The 17,885-nt window shown below is 68.8% G+C and carries 10 protein-coding genes; 3 read left to right on the top strand and 7 right to left on the bottom strand.

The window, feature by feature from the left end:
- Nucleotides 1–249: 249 nt before the first annotated feature.
- The gene (locus ACQEVC_RS25680) at nucleotides 250–1,260 is read left to right on the top strand and encodes a GDSL-type esterase/lipase family protein (RefSeq protein WP_432882085.1); all 1,011 of its coding nucleotides are present in this window, start codon (nucleotides 250–252) and stop codon (nucleotides 1,258–1,260) included.
- A 363-nt stretch (nucleotides 1,261–1,623) separates the two neighbouring features.
- A complete protein-coding gene (locus tag ACQEVC_RS25675) occupies nucleotides 1,624–5,532 on the top strand; it encodes a phosphodiester glycosidase family protein (protein WP_432882083.1) in 3,909 nt (1,302 codons plus the stop codon).
- Nucleotides 5,533–5,713: 181 nt separating this feature from the next.
- On the opposite strand, the gene ACQEVC_RS25670 is transcribed toward ACQEVC_RS25675, so the two are convergent.
- Nucleotides 5,714–6,718 (bottom strand): hypothetical protein, encoded by a 1,005-nt coding sequence (locus ACQEVC_RS25670; RefSeq protein ID WP_432882080.1) that lies wholly within the window; start codon nucleotides 6,716–6,718, stop codon nucleotides 5,714–5,716.
- A 67-nt stretch (nucleotides 6,719–6,785) separates the two neighbouring features.
- Between ACQEVC_RS25670 and ACQEVC_RS25665 the strand changes: the two genes are divergently transcribed.
- Complete coding sequence (locus tag ACQEVC_RS25665) at nucleotides 6,786–7,367, top strand: TetR/AcrR family transcriptional regulator (protein WP_432882078.1); 582 nt, start codon at nucleotides 6,786–6,788, stop codon at nucleotides 7,365–7,367.
- A gap of 160 nt (nucleotides 7,368–7,527) precedes the next feature.
- On the opposite strand, the gene ACQEVC_RS25660 is transcribed toward ACQEVC_RS25665, so the two are convergent.
- The 6 genes from ACQEVC_RS25660 to ACQEVC_RS25635 all read right to left on the bottom strand — a co-directional run bounded on the left by ACQEVC_RS25660 (nucleotide 7,528) and on the right by ACQEVC_RS25635 (nucleotide 17,818).
- Nucleotides 7,528–8,688: an alkaline phosphatase PhoX gene (locus tag ACQEVC_RS25660; RefSeq protein ID WP_432882075.1), complete on the bottom strand. Its 1,161-nt coding sequence runs from the start codon at nucleotides 8,686–8,688 to the stop codon at nucleotides 7,528–7,530.
- Nucleotides 8,689–9,012: 324 nt separating this feature from the next.
- The gene (locus ACQEVC_RS25655; protein WP_432882072.1) at nucleotides 9,013–12,822 is read right to left on the bottom strand and encodes a carbohydrate-binding protein; all 3,810 of its coding nucleotides are present in this window, start codon (nucleotides 12,820–12,822) and stop codon (nucleotides 9,013–9,015) included.
- A 153-nt stretch (nucleotides 12,823–12,975) separates the two neighbouring features.
- Nucleotides 12,976–14,994 (bottom strand): prolyl oligopeptidase family serine peptidase, encoded by a 2,019-nt coding sequence (locus ACQEVC_RS25650; RefSeq protein WP_432882069.1) that lies wholly within the window; start codon nucleotides 14,992–14,994, stop codon nucleotides 12,976–12,978.
- A 428-nt stretch (nucleotides 14,995–15,422) separates the two neighbouring features.
- Entirely contained in the window at nucleotides 15,423–16,253 is an 831-nt protein-coding gene (locus ACQEVC_RS25645) for an SDR family NAD(P)-dependent oxidoreductase (protein ID WP_432882067.1), read from the bottom strand.
- 63 nt (nucleotides 16,254–16,316) lie between these two features.
- Nucleotides 16,317–16,940 (bottom strand): flavodoxin family protein, encoded by a 624-nt coding sequence (locus ACQEVC_RS25640; protein WP_432882066.1) that lies wholly within the window; start codon nucleotides 16,938–16,940, stop codon nucleotides 16,317–16,319.
- Nucleotides 16,941–16,993: 53 nt separating this feature from the next.
- Nucleotides 16,994–17,818 carry an SDR family NAD(P)-dependent oxidoreductase gene (locus tag ACQEVC_RS25635; RefSeq protein ID WP_432882063.1) on the bottom strand — a complete coding sequence of 275 codons (825 nt, stop codon included), beginning with the start codon at nucleotides 17,816–17,818 and terminating at the stop codon, nucleotides 16,994–16,996.
- Nucleotides 17,819–17,885 lie beyond the last annotated feature (67 nt).

Genomic DNA, 17,885 nt, shown 5'->3' with positions numbered 1-17,885 from the left:
TCACCGGACTTTGGAGGTACGGCCGTGTTCGGTCACCGATCCTGGCGAGCAGGCCGACCTCGCCGCCGAGCGACCCGAGGTAACACCCGGTTGCGGAATCCGAGGTGGTCGCTGGCGGTGTCTGGAGTGTCGTGGGTGCGGGCGGCCACCCGGTACCGGTTGCCGCCCACGCGGTGAGATGAAGGGGACCGACCGGAAATGGACAGTCGCAGGACAGAACGTGGCGCTCCTCGGCAGCCGGACGCCGACGTGACGGTCCTCCGGTTGGGCCCGGACGCCCCGGGAATCTGGCGGGGAAGCCTGGCCTGGACCGGGGAGGACGGCGCCTGGCAGCCATGGCGGCTGCCACCAGACCGGGTGGACACCGCCCACGCCCCCGACCTCGTCCTGCGGGCGCGGATGGCAGCCGGCGTCCGGGCGACCGTCCGTACCGACGCGACCGCGCTGGAACTGCGGGTCATCGCGCTGGACGACGAGGTGGCGCCGGTTGACGTGCTCGTGGACGGCGCGCTGTGGCGGCGAGAGCCGCTCGGCGCCGGAGCCACGACGAGCCGCGTCACGTTGCCGCCCGGCACCAAGGTCGTCGAGGTCTGGCTGCCCCAGTACGGCGAGGCCCGGGTCGGCCCACTGATCCTGCACGGCGCCACCACCGCCGAGCCCACCGGCGACGACGGGGACTTCCGCTGGGTCACGTACGGGAGTTCGATCACGCAGTGCCGTACGGCCTCGGGACCGAGCGAGACCTGGCCGGCCCTGGTGGCCCGGCGCCTCGGATGGGATCTGACCTGCCTCGGCTTCAGCGGGGAGTGCCACCTCGATCCGATCGCCGCCCGGGCCATCGCAGACACCCGCGCGAACCTGATCTCGCTGTGTCTCGGGATCAACGTCTACGGTCGCGGGAGCTTCGGCCCCCGTACCCTCGCCGGCCAGGTGTCCGGATTCATCCAGACCGTCCGCGACGCCCATCCCGGGGTACCCGTCGTCGTGATCTCGCCGATCACCTCGCCGAGCCGCGAGCGGCTGCCTAACGCGGCGACAATGACCCTCGAAGACGTACGCGGCGCTGTCGGCGACGCGGTGGCCGTCCTCCGGCTCCGTGGCGAGGCGCGGCTGCATCTCGTCGACGGCCCGAGCGTGCTCGGACCGGACGAGGCCCACCTGCTGCCCGATGGCCTGCACCCGAATGCGGACGGCTACCGCCTGATGGCCGAGCGGCTCGCTCCCCTCCTCGCGCACCACGGTCACGCCGCGGACGCGTGACCCCGCGCGTCCAGCTTCGGCCAACTCGAACCGGGCGCCGACGCGGCTCTCGACGAGCAGTACCAGGTGCCCTCGTGCCGGACGGGCCGTAGGTGGTCCGCCCGGCGGCGCCTCGGCCGGTTCGAGGGCATTTCCGCACCGGGCATCGTCGGGCCGTCGTCCGGGTTTGGATCGCTGGTCGGTTGCCGAGGCGGGCGCCTCACAGCGGTGGAGGGAGTGGGCAGGTCCCTCGTTGTGCATTCATTGCCTGGTCAGAGCCGATTCATCTCGGATTCGGTCAAGATCATTAGCGTGGCGCGGTCCCCGGACCGCGCGGGGCGGAGCGTGCTGCACCGCATGCTGTCTTCTGAACTAAGGATCCAGGTGAATTCGAAGGTCCCGAATCCCAGGCGGGTCACGCCGCTGGTGGGCGTGCTCGCCGCAGCGGTCACGCTGGTGGCGTTTCCGGCGGTTGCGCAGGCCCAACCGCGTCAGCCGGACGCACCTGTCACCGGCGGGCTTCCGTTGGTCAACACGAGTGAGAAGATCGGGCCGGGTATCGGTCTGCGGCATGTGAAGGCGCTGGACCAGAGTGGTTGGTATGACGCGCAGTTCCTGACGGTGGATCTGTCCAACAGCGCGGTCAGCACCGACCTGCTGACCTCCGGCCCGGTCGCGTCCGGTGGCCCGCTGAGCGTCGCGGCCAACAAGGCCGGCGCCGTGGCCGGTGTCAACGGCGAGTTCTTCGACATCGGCGGCAGCAACGCCGCGCTCGGTGGCGAGATCCAGAACGGCCAACTGATCAAGACGGCGGACATCGGCGGACGGCAGCACGTCGGCGTCAGCCAGGACGGAATCGCCCAGCTCGTCGACCTCGCGGTCGACTCGTTCGCGAACTTCGCCGGCGCGGACCACAAGGTCCTGTCGATCAATGCCGCCAACGGCGGCGGCGTACCCGCCGACGGCCTGATCGCCTTCACCGCGGCGTGGGGAACCTACAGCCGCAATCGCGGTTTGACCGGGGTCGACGTCAGCCGGATCGCCGAGGTTGTCGTCTCCGGCGGCAAGGTCGTCTCCGTCGCGCCGAACGGACCGGCCGGCTCGGGCGCGATCCCGGAGGACGGTTTCGCGCTCGTCGGTCGTGACGCCGCGGCGACGGCGCTGCGCGCGCTGCACCCGGGTGACGCGGTCACGCTGACCTACTCGCTCTCGGACGACGTGGCCAAGACGATGAAGTTCGCGCTCGGCAACGGCGGCACGATCGTTTCCGACGGCAAGGTCGCCCCCGGCCTGGACACCTCGATCGCGCCGCGTACGGCGCTCGGCTTCTCCGACGACGGCCGCACCCTCGTGCTCGCCACCTGGGATGGGCCGGGCGGCACCGGCAAGGGCGGCGTCGGCATCGACAAGGAGGCGCGCGACCTCGCCGCCCTCGGTGTGGAGACCGCGGTCAACCTCGACGGCGGTGGCTCCACGACGATGGTCGCCCGCGCGCTGGGCGGGACCGAGGCGACCGTACGCAACGTGCCGTCCGACGGGCACGAGCGCAACGACCCGAACGGCGTCGGCGTGTTCGTCACACCGGGGGACGGCAAGCTCCACCAGCTCCTGGTCAAGCCGGCCGAGGGCGGGATCGCCAGCGACGGAGGCGCAAAGGTCTTCCCGGGCCTGCACCGTACGCTGGTCGCCCACGGCCTCGACAACCATGAGACGCCCGTTGCGGTGAATCCGGAGTCGGTCCGCTGGCACGCCGGTGGCGCGTCCGTCAAGTCCGGCGTGCTGCAGGCCCCGTCGCGCGCGTCCGGCCCGATCTCGGTCTCCGCCGCCGTCGGCCGTACGGACGCCTCGGTGCAGGTCGACGTGCTCGGCAAGGTCGACAGCCTGGAGCTGTCGGCCGGTCGACTCTCCATCGCCGACGCGACCCCCGACGCCGCGGCCACGGTGAGCGTCACCGGCCGCGACGGCCAGGGCTACACCGCCCCGATCGACCCGGTGGACCTCACCCTGGACTACGACCACAGCGTCGTCGACGTCCAGCCGTCCGCCGGCAAACTGAAGATCACCCCGCGGAAGGCCGCCGGCACGATCCTGACCATCTCCGTCGCGGGCCAGTCGGTGCAACTGCCGATCACCGTCGGGGTGCAGACCGTGTCGGCGTACGACTTCGGCGACGACGTGCTAGCCCGGTGGCGCAACAACAGCACCGCGGCGACCACGTTCTCGAAGGATCCCGACGGCCTGCGGATCGACTTCGCCGCGATGCGCAACGTCGGGGTCGCCGCGACCTCCGTCGCCAACCGGGTGGCGGTGCCGGGCCAGCCGCTGCGGGTACGGGTACGGATCAAGTCGAGCATCGCCGTGCCGAACGGGCTGACCTACCTGGGCTACGCCGACGCCAACGGCAAGGGTTCGGGCGTCTACGGAACGGCGCTGGCGGCCAGCGACGACTGGCAGTACGCCACGTTCACGCTGCCCGCCGACACGGCGTTCCCGATCTCGATCTCAAGCTTCCAGGGGATCAACACCAGCGTGGCCCAGCAGCGTCCGGGCACGTTCGTCCTCAACCGGATCGAGGCCGACGTCCCGACCTCGATCGACCTTCCGGAGCAGCCGGAGCCGCAGGCGGACCGGCTCGTGTCGCCCGACGGCTCGTTGGCGCACGGGATCGGTACCTGGAGCTTCGCGTCGCTGTCGGACGTGCAGTTCACCGCGGACAACCCGACCCTGACCCAGGTCGCGACGGCCGCCCTCCAGCGGATCCGGCAGACCAAGCCGGACCTGGTGATCCTCAACGGTGATATCACCGACCGCGGCCTGCCGCAGGATCTCGCGTTGGCCCGGCGGGTGCTGACCGACGCGGGATGCGATCTGATCCCGGTCGGCAAGGAGCCGGCCGAGTACAGCACGCCCGACCCGCGCAGCGGCAAGGTGCCCTGCTACTACGTCCCGGGCAACCACGAGTCCTACGGGCTCAACAACACCCAGTCGGACCTCTCGGCGTTCAAGGCCGAGTTCGGACAGCCGTACCGGACGTTCGACCACAAGGGCACCCGGTTCATCCTGCTGGCCAGCTCCCTCGGCACGCTTCGCGGCACGGCCTGGGCCCAACTGCCGATGATGCAGCAGGCGCTCGACGGCGCCAGGCGTGACCCGTCGGTACGCAACGTCGTCGTGGCCGCCCACCACCCGGTCGACGATCCGGCCGAGGTAAAGGCCAGCCAGCTCGGTGATCGCGACGAGGTGGCGCTCGTCGAGAAGCTGCTCACCGACTTCCGCGACGATTCCGGCAAGGGCGCCGTGATGTTCGGCTCCCACGCCCAGATCGCCAACGTCCACCGCGTCGAAGGCGTCCCGTACGTCGTGCTGCCGTCGTCGGGCAAGGACCCGTACGGCACGCCGGACCGGGGCGGCTTCACCGGTTGGGTGAACTGGTCGGTGAACAGCCTCCGCCACGCGGACCAGCAGTGGCTGGAGGCGGACGTGCGGGCGTTTGCCCAGTCGATCACGCTGAACGCGCCGGAGACGCTCGACCTGAACAGGACGGCGCAGCTCAGCGGCAGCATCGTCCAGCCCCAGGGGGTGTCCACCGGCACGCGGGTGGTGCCGCTGCAGTACCCGATGTCCGTGCACTGGAGCGGATCGTCGAGCCTCGCGATCGGCAGCGGCGCCGAGGCCACCGCCGAGGCCCGCCGCGCCGGCAAGGTCGCGATCCTCGACCCGCAGACGCGGACGCTGACGGCACTGCGCCGCGGTTCCGTCACGGTCACCGTGACGAACGACTCGATGCGGCAGTACACGGACAGCGCTTCGCTCGCGCCGATCACCACCTCGAAGACCATCCAGATCGGACCGGCGGCTGCCGGGCCGAAGTTCTCCACCGAGACCCCGGTCTTCACCGCCCAGCCGGTGGGCACGCTCGGCCAGGTGCGCAAGGTCACGGTCACCAACACCGGCGACCAGCCGCTGCGGATCTACTCGACCGAGATCGAGGGTGCGATCCGGGAAACGCGCGACAGCTTCCGTGGCGACCGTGAGCAGGACGTGTTCCGGGTCGACCGGGACCAGTGCTCGGGTCGTACGATCGCCCCGGGCCGGACCTGCGTCGTGGCGGTGCGCTTCACCCCGAAGCGGCCCGACGTGACCTCGACGGCGTCGCTGGTCTTCCGGACGAACACGGCCGAGCGTCGCGACTCGGTCGCGCTGACCGGCACCAGCACCAGCCCTCACTGGAGCTGGGGTAGCGACGGTCCGGCCTGGTACCCGAGCCCGACCGGCCTGCCCTGGACCGAATAGTTCCGGGCGCGGGCCGCAACAGGCCGGCAAGCCAGCACCGGGGTTTGGGGTCGGGCGCCGATACGCCCACCCCGACCCCGGTCCGTGCACGCTGTTCGGGTCGACGGCCACGCCCGCGGCCTTCGTGATCCGCAAGGCGCCTCCCGCGGCCCGGCAGGTGCTGGCCGACGCGACCTCAGCTTCACCCTTGGTGTGCGCGCGAGCGGCCGTACGCCGCGAGGGCGTGGAAGGCGGCCTTCGGCGTCCACGAGCCGTCCGGCAGCACCCGGACGATCCCGCGCGCGGCCAGGTCGAAGTCGCGCTCCGGGTCGTCGGTGGTCGGCAGGTGCCGGTTCGCGAAGGTGTACACGAACGCCGCCTCCACCCCGCCGGCCTCGTAGTCGCGCAGCAGGTCCACGAGGTAACGGGCCTGGCCCTCCTCGTCGCGCTCCAGCCCCGCGGTGAGCTTCGCGGCGCGGCCGTGCTCGTCGTACGTCACCGGCTCCGGCCCGCCCGCGACGTCGGCCGCGCCCCGGAACGTGCAGCAGCCGAACTCGGTCGCGGCGTAGGGCTTGCCCTGCCCCACCGCGGCCGCCAGGGTCTGCGGGAACGCCGCGGCGTTGGTCGCGTCGCGGTAACCGGCGTCGCTGGCGATGATGTCGAACTGCGCCCAGTCCACCGCCTCCAGCGGGATCGAGGCGTAGCCGACGGGCCCGCCGAACCGCTCCCGCACCGCGGGCACCGCCTCGGCGAGGAAGTCGCGCACCGCGGCGCGCGCGGCCGGGACCGCCTCCCGCATCCGCATCGGGTCGGTGAACAGTGCCATGCGCTCGGCCAGGTCGCGGCCGGGTAGGAAGCCGTCGGTGAACATGGCGATCTCGGAGCCGGTGAGGTACACGACGGACGCCCCGCGCTGCCGTATCCGCTCGGCCCGCTCCGCGCCGTCGAGCACGAACGCCATGAGCCCGTGGCGGTCGAGGCCGTTGGTGAACGGGCAGTACCACACCTCGAGCCCGGCCTCGGCGGCGAACCCTGCGGTCAGCTCGAGCCGGTCCTGGACCCCGCCGGTGATGCGCACCGCGTCACAGCGCAGTTCGTTGCGGATGACGCGCAGGTCGCGCCGCACGGTCTCGGGGTCGAACGGCTCGTGGGTCGTGGACCCCGCGCTCACGAAACCGGTGTCGTAGTTCATGCCGAAGACGCGCATCGGACGGCTCCCCCGTTCGTAAGGTACTGGGCGTACCTTATAGGGTACGTCCAGTACCCTGCAAGACATGAGCACGAGGCGCCGGGGCGAGGAGCTGGAGCGGGCGATCCTGCACGCGGCGGCGGAGGAGCTGCGCGAGTCCGGCTATCCGGGGATGACCATGGACCGGGTCGCCGCCCGGGCCGGGACCAACAAGAACGCCATCTACCGCCGGTGGCCGCACCGGGCGGCACTGGGTATCGCGGCGTACCGTCACCTGTCCGACGCCGTGATGCCGAACCCGGACACGGGCACCCTGCGGGCCGACGCGCTGGAGATGCTGCGGCGGGCCAACGAGACGTGGTCGTCGCCGCACGGGGCGATCCTGCGCGGGTTGCTCGCCGCCGCGGCCGACGACCCCGAGCTGCTCACCCTGATGCGGGAGCGTTCCGGCGCGGACACCATGGACCGCGCCTGGCTGGCGATGCTGGAGCGCGCCGTGGCCCGGGGCGAGGCACCCGCCCCGGCCGCGCACCACCGGGTCGCGACGACGCCGATGATGCTGCTGCGCGCCGAATACGCGATGCGCGGCGTTCCCGCCGTGCCCGACGAGGTGCTGGTCGAGATCGTGGACGAGGTGTTTCTGCCGCTCGTGCGCGGCCGCGGCTGAACGCGGCCGGCGGCCGTCCGAAGGCTGGTCGGCCGCCGTACCGGTCCGGCATCGGGCTCTCGCTCTCCAACGCCCGGATCACCCCGGACGTCGACCGCACACACCGGTGCGGGTTCTAAAGCGTCTGCGGTGGTGGTCGTGGTGCGGGGCGGAGCCGGGCTCAGGTACGGAACGGTCCGGTCACGCAGTATGTGATGCCGCCGGAGGAGGAACCCGAGGTGCCGCGCTGGGACGAGAAGTACAGCCGATTGCCGGCCGGGGTGAACGCGGGACCGCAGATCTCCGACGAGCCCTGGCCGGTAATCCGCAGGAAGACCGAGATCTTGTCGTCCGGCGTGATCATGCAGATCTCCATGTTGCCGCCGTCCTCCGCGACATAGAGATCGCCGAACGTGGAACCAGTGATGTTGTCCACGCCGGTCAGCGGCGCCGCGCCGGGACTGACGAGATTGTCGTCGTAGGCGAGTTCGTAGGTGTTGCTGCCGAGGTTGAGCTGCCAGACCCGGTTGTCGCCCTTGGTGGTGAACCACACCGTGTTGTTGGAGTAGTAGCAGCCCTCTCCGCCGTTGAACGACTTGGCCCCGGAGACCTGCGACCGGGTCGTGGTCGGGGAGCCGTCCGGGTCGGGCACGGCGGCCCAGCTGAACGAGCCGGAGGTACCGCTGCCGGCGACCAGCACCTGCAGCCTGCCGGTGGAGAGATCACCCCAGGTGTCCGGGATGAACCGGTAGAACTTGCCGTTGCTCTCGTCTTCGGTGAGGTAGATGACCCGCCGGTCCGGGTCGGCGGCGGCGGCTTCGTGCTTGAACCGGCCCATCGCCGGGCGGACCACGGCGGTGCCGCCGAGCGGGTAGGTTTCCCACACCCGACCGAGGCTGACCTCTTCGCAGGACAACCAGGTGTTCCAGGGCGTCCTGCCACCCGCACAGTTGTTGTTGGTGCCGGAGAGGATCCGGGACGCTCCGATGACGGCTCCGCTGGAGTCGAAGAGGATTCGGGACGCACCGCCGCCGGAGCCGGCGCTGGTCTCGGAGTTGGACACGTAGATCCAGCCGCTACCGTTGGCGAAGACCGCACCGCCGTCGGGGGCGTTGTGCCAGGTGTACGAGGTGCCCGGCACGACCTGACCGGAACGGGCGACGATCTGGCTGGTGAAGCCGGCCGGGAGCTGAATGCCGTGTCCGTTGGCCGCTTGCAGCGAACCGTACGGGCCGGGCGCCACCTGCGCCGGTGCCGCGTACGCCGCCGACCAAGCGGTGAACGGCAGCGCTACCGCGCCGGCTCCGAGTACCGTGGCACGGAGCATGTTACGCCGATCCATTGTGGACCTCCTTCTGGGCGGGTCCGACGAACGTAACGACGTGTGCTTTCGCGGAGCCGGTACGTACATGAACGGCCGCCGTCGAAGCATCGACGTTCTCCGACGCGGAAATCCCCCGGCGGGCGTACGCCGGTCGCGCTGGACGGCGACCACCCGCTTTCGCTGGTCCGGCGTCGGCCCCGCGAACCCAGGGGGCGGGACCCACGGCTGAGTATTCGAGCCCCACAAGTCGCAACTGGCGGACGCGGAAGGGTGCCACTCGTGGCTCTCGGTGCAGCAGGGAGGGCCGGCCCCTGCGGACCGACCCTCCCCTGGCGTCCGTTGTCAGTACGTGCCGAGGTCCTGCCAGGGGCCGTTGGGGCCGCCCGGCTGCTGGTTCCGGGTCCACCACCTGGCCTTCCAGGTGTGGCCGTGGTACGCGACCACCTCGCCTCCGGTGTAGACCCAGGACGCGGTCCAGGCCCGGACGTCGGCCCCGGCCGCCGGCACGAGGGCGCCCTGCTCTATCCACGAACCAGTCGTGGTGCTGCCGGGCTTCTCGTTCTGCGTCCACCACTGGGCGATGTAGATCGCTCCGTTGTAGGACACCTGGTCGCCGTTCTTGTACACCTTCTTCGAGTCCCAGGCCGGAACCGCTGGCTTCGGCTCGACCAGCGCGAAGGCCACGGTCGTGACGTTGCCCGCCACGTCGTACACCCTCAGTTCGTTCGCCCCGAGCACCGCCCCGAACACACCGGGCTTCACCCCGTTGAGGTCGGAGTGGGTGTTGTCGGTCAGGTCCTTCTCGACCCCGTTCAGGGTGAGCTTGTCGACCTTGCCGGCGTCGAACAGCTTGAACGACACCAGTTCGTACCCGGCCGTAGCCGTACCGACCGTCTCGGTGGCACCGTCCTTCACCGTCACCGTCGGGCCCGTGACGTCCAACACGAAGGTCAGCGTCGTGACATTGCCCGCCACGTCGTACACCTTCAGCTCGTTGCTACCGGCCTTGCCGCCGAACGCGCCCGGCGCGACCCCGTTGAGATCGGAGTGGGTGTTGTCGGTCAGGTCCTTCTCGACCCCGTTCAGGGTGAGCTTGTCGACCTTGCCGGCGTCGAACAGCTTGAAGGAGACATTGCTGTAGACCCCGTCCCTACCCTTCGACTCCGGTTTGACCGTGATCGTCGGAGCGGTCGTGTCGGGCGCGGCCGGGACGGAGATGTCCGTCCTCATCGGGGGCAGCTCAGCCTCGTCACCCAGATAGAAGCTGGCGAATCCAAACTGGTCGTAGCCGGTGTTCTTGTTCGCCACCCCGAGGCGGTACATCGGGTCGTGCATCAGCGTACGGATGCCGTACTCGGTCGGCGACAGGGTGGTGACGATGGCCAGGCGGTTGCCGGACGCGCGGAGCACAAGCTCCTCGCGCCAGTCGCCCAACAGGTCGGCCTTGAGCGTGGGAGTGCTCTTGTTGCCGGTCGATGTGAGGCCGGTCGCGAGATACGAGGAGGGCGTGAAGGTCAGATCGTCGACCGTGCTGATGGTCGCGTTGCTGGCGGCCATGGCCGTCAGGCCACCGCCGAACCAGATGGCGTACTGGCCGCTGCTCACGTTGTGGCTGCCGTTCAGGAGCTCGCCGGTGACCATGCTCCTGGCACCGTTCTGCGAGTGTCCCTGCGCGCCGGGCCAGCGGTTGGAAAAGTTGCCGGCGACCGCTCCCTCCGCGTCGGTACCGGCGTACACGCCGAAGATCATCGAGTTCTCGTGCACAACCTCGCCCTGGTCGTTGCGCCGCTTGCCCTTCATCGGGTCGTGCGCCTCCGGGCCGGGCATCCAGCCATGTTGCCTACCGGTGCGGATGTCGTCCAGCAGGTTCTCCTCGCTGCCGGACCACATGCGGACGTTGTTGTCCTTGTCGACCGGGAGCAGCGCGCTGCGGTCGCCGTGGCGGAGCGGAGCCCACGTGTTCAGCGGGTTGTTCCGGACCGCGTCGGTGGCGAACTCGAAGCTGCCGGCAACCGGAGGAACGCTGTTCTGCCCCTCGATCGTGGGCATGGTGTCGCCGTTGACCACCTCGGGCAAGATCTTGGTACCGTCGGCGTTCAGGTCGAGGACCATGGCTTTCATCACGATCTCATCCCGGCCGTCGCCGTCGAGGTCGCCGGAATCGGTGTGGTGGTTGCCGCGGTTCTGGTAGTCGTAGGCGGTGCCGCCCAGCGACCAGTACTGCGGGTCGTCCGAGTCGAAGCTGGCCTGGAGGGTGACCTTGCCGTCGACGATACGGAAGGCGGCCATAGTCGTCCGCACGTAATAGCCGCGCTGGGAGACCGCATAGTTGTGCTTGCCGTCCAGGGCGGCCACGACGCCGACGTAGCGGTTGCCGCGGTTGCCCTGCGCGTCGCCCCACACGGCCGCTTTCCAGGGGTGCTCAAGCCAGTAGGCCTCCGAGGGGGCCATCATCTGCGACTTGTAATCACCAGGGCCGCTACCGGCGCCGGGGCCGGGGTAGGCCAGGTAAGAGAAATTGCCGCGCTGGGTGGCGGGTGTCATGGCCCAGTTGTCGCCGTCGACGCTGCCCTCGTAGGGGAACGGGTACTTGGCGCTGTCCATGAGCACGCCCTTGCCGGCGTCGGCGTCCCACTCGAAGGCCGAGAAGAACTCCTGGTCGTCCTTGGCGGGGCCGATCGGGCCGACGTGGTAAGTCTTGATCCACCGCTTGAGGGCCGGATCGTTGACTCCGTCGTTGCCACCTCCGGCCACCGGGCTGCGGTAGCTGATGGTGAAGCTGTTGAGGAGCGACCAGTAGGTGTCCAGAGCCGCGGTGTTGCCGCTGGCGAAGTACTCCTCGAACTTGTCCGTGGTCGTTTTCAGGCCGTCCTCGCCGCCCACGACGGTGTCGAGGGTGTCCGGATACACGACGGACTGCGATGCCTCGTCCCAGTTGCCGATGCGGGTGCCCAGCCCGGTCTTGAGCATCAGCTCAGCCTTGCCGTCACCGTCGAAGTCCTCGCTGAACAGGGTGGTCTCGTGGTCGTTGGCCGCTCTCACGTTGTAGCCCATGTCGACACGGAACAGGAGGGTGCCGTCCAGCTTGTACGCATCGATGTATTCTGGCGCGGTCGTGGTGTTACTGCCGCCGAAGATCGGCTCGGAATACATCGGGTCTTGCTGGGTGCTGCGCCACTTGACGACGATCTCGTATTCGCCGTCGCCGTCGAAATCGCCCACCGTCATGTCGTGCGTGGAGTAGGCGCTGCTCTGCGACGTGTGTACCGCGCCGGTGCTGGTCTTCGCGTAGGGAAGCGACGTGCCGGAATCCAGGTTCTCCACATACTTGATGAACTCGGCTTCCAGCTCGTTGTACAGCGCTTCTGTGATCTTGCCGTTCACGAGGGAGTTCGTGAGCGGCCGAGCGGTGGTATAGGTGGCGACGCCGAGAGCGTTGGGGGTCATGTTGTGCTCGTTGAGCGTGGCGACCCAACCGTCCAACTGCTCCTGCGTCACGGTCGCCTGATCGTCGTACGCCACACGGAATGCTCTCAGCAGATCCATGTCGACGACGTACCAGTTCTGGTTCCCGGTACCCGGGATGACCATGTTGGCCGCGTTCAGATTGGTGCCCGGGCCGAACCGCTGGCCACGGTAGGTGAAGTGCACGAGCGGCACGGGAGCCGGCGCGGGCTTGAGCGGGATGTAAGTCGCCGCACCCCTGTTGGCCTGGCCTGCCTGCCCGGCCAGGGCTGACAACATGGGCACGCTCATGCCCTGTCTCTCGCCCTCGACGCCGTCGACGACCGGAGCGACCTCGTAGACGGAGGCGAGAACGCCGTCCGGGTCGGTGTAGTTGGACGGGGTGACGTCTTCCTTCACAATGCCGGGGTTCGTGTCGTAGTCGCTTTCCGGCTGGACGTCCCTAGGCGCGATCGTGGTGATCTTCACGAAGTCCGCATCACCGTCTTTGCGGTAGACGTTCCAGGAGATGCCGTCAGGTTCGTTGCCCAGAAAGCGCCAACTCAGCAATACGCCGTCCGGGGTCTGGGCGGCGACCAAGCCGCGTGTCAGATACTCCATCTTGCGCGGGCTGGACGCAGGGGCAGCGCTCGCGGCCGGAGAACTGAAGCCGAACAGGGACAGGCTCACGGCCAGCGTCAGGGGCAAGGGTACGAGTTCACGTAGTGTCTTTCGCACTTTTGTTCTCCATCTCGCATCGCCCTCCGTTGGGCAAGCGCTTTCCAGCATCCTGCCGCCTCCCGCTCGGTCGCGCAAGATCCAACTTCACCCCCACGGACCGCGGGATGTCCGACACCGGGACTACGTTGCGCCGGTCCTGTCGGGGTCGGCCACGACGGTCGCGGCAGTGCCTAACGCTGTGCGGAGGAAGTCCACTTGGGCGTCCAAGAGGCGCGCAGCGTAGCTTTCGCTGATCATGTGGGTGCCGGAGGGTAGTGGCAACACGTTGTGTGGCCGCCCGGCGGCCAGTAGTTTCGCGGAAAGCTGTAGCGTGTGGGCCGGATGGACGTTGTCGTCCAGCAGTCCGTGGATCAGCAGCAGCGGCCGCCGCAGTTCGGGAGCGTAACCGAGCAGTGTGTTGCGGTCATAGGCTTCTGGGTTGTCGTCGGGGTGGCCGAGGAAACGCTCCTGCCAGTGGGTGTCGTAGAGGCGTTGGTCTACGACTGCTGCGCCGGCGATCGCGGCGTGGAACACATCGGGGCGGCGTAGCACGGCCAGCGCCGCGAGGTAGCCGCCAAAGGACCAGCCGCGGATCCCGACGCGGGTCAGGTCTAGCTGCGGGTATCGGCGTGCTGCCTCACGCAGGCCCTCGACCTGATCCTCCAGTGGTGCCGTGCCGCGGTCGCCGTGCACCAGCCGCTCCCAGCGTGGGCCGCGGCCTGGGGTGCCGCGTCCGTCGACGATCACCACGGCGAAGCCCTGGTCGGCGAACCACTGCGAGGTCAGGTACACCGACTGCGCGGCGAGTACCCGTTGGCCTGCTGGCCCGCCGTACGGGTCCATCAGCACCGGAAGCGGGCCGTCTGCTGGCTGATAGCCGGTAGGAAGGATCACGGCGGTCCGCAGCCGGAAGGGGCCGGCCTCGAACAGGTCGACCCGAGGGGTCAACGGCGGCGTCTGGGCGTGGCTGGTGAGTCGGGCCGAAGATCCGTCGATGGTTCGCACGCTGATCTGCGGGTCCGGCTCGTCCAGGTTGCGGCTTATGAGGACGGTCGTTCCGCCCGCTCGGTGGCCGTCATGCACACCGGGAGCCGTCAGCCGGGACAGTCCGGCAACGGCGGACCAGGTCCATACGTGCCGCTCGGTCGGGTCGGTCGAACCGGCGAAAAACACGATGTCTCCGTCGACATCGAGAACCTCGTGTACCTGCAGTCCGGGCGGCGTGACGGGCTCACCGCCGACGAGTAGGTGCCGGGTCTCTTCGATGTCGGCGGTCCAGACCAGAGCGCCGTCGGCGGTACGTGCTGGTACGCCGGGCACCAGCGATACCCAGGCCGGATCCGTCTGTACGTGTTCGACGTGGCTGGCGCCGGTGTCCGGATCGACGCGGAGCACCCGGACGCAGGTCTGGGACCGGTTTTGTACGGCGATGGTTAAACCGTTGCGGTCCCAGGTGACAGCACTGAGGTACTCGAACTCCTTCCGGTCCCAGTCGACCTCGACTCTGCTGCCGTCGAGGCCGAGGACGACCAGACTGACATCGGCGTTGGCGGTACCCGCGGCCGGGTAGCGCATGGCTACCGGCGTGGTGGTGGGGTCGGCGGGGTTGGCCAGGTGCCACACCTGCACGCGACTCTCATCTACTCTTGCCGCGACCAGGCGCTGACCGTCCGGGGCCCACCACCAGCCCCGTCGGCGGTGCATCGACTCGGCTGCGACGTGTTCGGCGAGTCCGTAACTCACCTGCGGGGCCTCCGGCGCGGCCAGGGTCCGCATGCCGGTGCCGTCGACGTCGACGACGTACAGCCCACCGCCGCTGACATATCCAATGGACCGGCCGTTCGGGTCTGGCCGGGGATCGACCACACCACAGGCGGACGGAAGGGTCCGGGTAGCGCCGGTGGCCGGGTCGAGCACCACCAGTTTGCCGCCGAGCGCTACCGCGACGATCGACTGGTCGGCATCGCAGCCGTACTCGGTGACCCCGCCACCGGTTTCGCGGGCACGCTCGCGGCGGCGCCGTTCGGCCGCAGGCGGGTCACCGTCGTCGACAGCCAGCTCGCGTGGGTCCAACAGCAGCCGTTCGCTGCGTGCCGCAACGTCGTACAGCCAGAGACATGCGATTGGGTCGTCGCCAGCACGCGTGCGGGTGAACAGCATCTGACGTCCGTCGCCACGGATCTGGAACCGTTGCGGCAGGCCATGGGTGAATCTGCGGGTACGGGCCTGCAACTGAGGGAAGCTCACAAATAGCCCTTCGCCGTACGACCGGACACGCAGCATAGATCGGCGACGGCAGCGCGGCGATCGGATTCCAGAGCCGCAAACCACTGCCGCGAACCTGTGTTCCGGCGGGGCCGATTCTGGCGGGGACGTGCTGGGCCAGGCCGCGCCGACATCCGCGCGTGGCGATCCGCTCATGTCCGGAGTGTGTCGATGAATGAACCTTTTTCAACCTGGACCGCGCGACGCCTACGCACCACGTCCGACCTTGCGGTCCGCCGGACCGCAAGGAGAGGTTGAAAAAGGTTCAATCTACGCAGTCCCTCTGACACACCCGCAGGCGAGGTGCGCCGGAGTGGGGGTTTTCATTTGTCGAAGTCGGTGCCACGGATGACGGCTTCCCAGGCGGTCCGCTCTTGCTGTGTCTGCTTGGCGGTGGCGTTGAGGCGATCCAGGGTTTCGTTGCCCATCGGAAGCCGCAGTGGGGTGTTGTCGTGGGCCAACGCGGTCAGGATAGCGCTTGCGATCTTCGTGGGGTCGCCTGCCTCCTTGCCGCCGACCTCGTTCACGTGCTCGCGCAGCTTGCGGACCGTGCCGTCGTAGGCGTCGATGTGAGCGGACTCGGTGATAGCGGCGCCGGCGAAGTTGGTCCGCATCGGTCCGGGCTGTGGGATCAGGACCTTTATTCCGAGTGGCTCGACTTCCTGGGCGAGGGCGACCGAGAAGCCTTCCAGCGCGAACTTGCCTGCCGAGTAGGCGGACATGCCGGGGACTGACAACTGCCCGCCGAGGCTGCTGACCTGGACGATCGCGCCGCTGCCCTGCTTTCGCATGTGAGGCAGGACCGCCCGGGTCAGGGCCGCTGGGCCGAAGAAGATCAGCTCCATGAGAGAACGGAGTTCGGGCTCGGTGGTCTCCTCGACCGCACCGATGTGGCCCCGGCCCGCGGCGTTGACGAGCACGTCGATCCGCCCGTACTGACCAACGATCTCTTCGACGGCCGCGTTGACTCGTGCGGGATCGGTCACGTCGAGCTCCAGGGTGCGGGCGCGGTCTGGGTATGCGGTGACGACTTCCTCCGCCCCCGCCGTACGGCGATCGCTCAGCACGACCGTGTCCCCCGCGGCGAGGGCTGCTCGGGAGATCTCGCGACCGAGACCGGAGCCGGCTCCGGTGACCAGCCAGATGCGTGCCACGGTGATTTCCTTTCTGAGATGGCTTCCAGGTGTGGTTGGTGGTTGGTGGCACGAGGCCGCGCGTCAGGCGGGGCTTCCCTGCTTGAGCGCCCGCGCGATCCGCACGACCCGTTCGGCCTGGTGGCGGGCGGCGTTGCGGGTGTCTTCGTCGATCGAGCCGAGGTCGGGGCCCAGCACCGCGTGGTGGGAGGTGCCGTAGGGGTTGCCGTCGACCCACTTGACCGGGTCGGTGTATCCCGGCGGCACGATGATTCCGCCGAAGTGGTGAATGCTGTTGTACATGGCGAGCAGGGTCGACTCGTGCCCACCGTGTCGGGTTCCGGTCGAGGTGAAGCCGCTGTAGACCTTGTCGGCGAGCGCGCCTGCCTGGAACAGCGGCGACAATGTGTCGAAGAACTGCTTCAGCTGGGCGGCGATGTTGCCGAATCGCGTCGGTGAGCCGAAGACGACGGCATCCGCCCAGGTGAGATCCTCGGGGCTCGGAGTCGGCACGTCGGCGGTGGCCGCGTGGTGAGCGGCCCAGTGCGGGTTCGAGTCGATCGCGGCCTGCGGCGCCAGTTCGGCGGCCTTGCGGACCCGCACCGCGGCGCCAGCGGATTCGGCCGCGCCGGCGATTTCATTGGCGATCGCCGTGCCGGTGCCTGTCGCGGAGTAGTAGATCACGGCGAGGTTGACGAGGTTGGACATGGTGGGGCCTCTCTTGTGACGAATGCGGTTCTGCTGGCAGTGCGGGCGAGCGCTCAGGTACTGGCCAGCCTGCGACGGTCGGCGAGTGTCGGTAGATGACCGGTCACCCCGCCGTCGACATAGATGAGCTGGCCGGTGAGGAACTTCGACTCGTCGGATGCGAGGAACACGACGGCGTTGGCGACGTCCGTTGGCTGCCCGACAGCGTTGAGCATCTGGGAGTCCAGGACGAGCTTTGTCGGCGCTACGTCCTCGAGCCGGTGTGGTCCGCCGGATCCTCCTGCTGAGGGGGGCGGTGGAATCAGCCCCGGAGCCAGCGCGTTGCTGCGGATCCCGAGATGGCCGAAGGAGGTGGCTACCGACTTCGTCAGGTAGTTGATCGCCGCTTTGCTCGTGCCGTAGGCGACCAGTGCGAGGTCTCCGCCCGCGGCCTGGACCGATGAGGTGTTGATGATGGATCCACCGCCGGATTCGGCCATCACTGGGATGGCGTACTTGCTGCCGAGCAAGACGCTGCCGGTGTTCACCTCCAGGGTCCGCATCAGGTAGTCACGGCTGATGCCGACCACGTCGGTGTCCTGGAGAATCCACTCGGCGGACACCAGCCCGGCGTTGTTCCACAGCACGTCGAGCCGTCCGTAGGTCTCCTTGGCGAGCGCCACGACGCCTGCGATGTCGTCCTCGACGCTGACGTCACCGACGTAGGGCGTGACATCGTAGCCATCCTCGGTGAGCTCTTTCGCCCGCTCGTGGACGGTCGCGGACAGGTCCATCATCACGACGCGCGCACCCTCGGCCGCCATCGCCCGCACTCCCGCCAATCCCAGAGCGCCGGCCGCACCGGTGACGATCGCCACTTTGCCTTCCAGGCGGTTCATCGAAGATCCCTCCCGCAAAGTAGTTGAATTTTCAGCACCTGTCTTACAGTAGCATCGGATGATGAAA

It is taken from the genome of Plantactinospora sp. CA-294935 (assembly GCF_050936445.1).
Lineage (GTDB): Bacteria > Actinomycetota > Actinomycetes > Mycobacteriales > Micromonosporaceae > Plantactinospora.
Note: the sequence above shows the minus strand (reverse complement) of the source record. Positions and strands in the feature narration are given on the sequence as shown.

Coding starts and splice junctions, on each gene's coding strand:
- ACQEVC_RS25670 (WP_432882080.1), bottom strand. CDS start 6,718: ATGCGCGTCTTCGGCATGAACTACGACACCGGTTTCGTGAGCGCGGGG.
- ACQEVC_RS25665 (WP_432882078.1), top strand. CDS start 6,786: ATGAGCACGAGGCGCCGGGGCGAGGAGCTGGAGCGGGCGATCCTGCAC.
- ACQEVC_RS25660 (WP_432882075.1), bottom strand. CDS start 8,688: ATGGATCGGCGTAACATGCTCCGTGCCACGGTACTCGGAGCCGGCGCG.
- ACQEVC_RS25650 (WP_432882069.1), bottom strand. CDS start 14,994: ATGCTGTTCACCCGCACGCGTGCTGGCGACGACCCAATCGCATGTCTC.
- ACQEVC_RS25640 (WP_432882066.1), bottom strand. CDS start 16,940: ATGTCCAACCTCGTCAACCTCGCCGTGATCTACTACTCCGCGACAGGC.
- ACQEVC_RS25635 (WP_432882063.1), bottom strand. CDS start 17,818: ATGAACCGCCTGGAAGGCAAAGTGGCGATCGTCACCGGTGCGGCCGGC.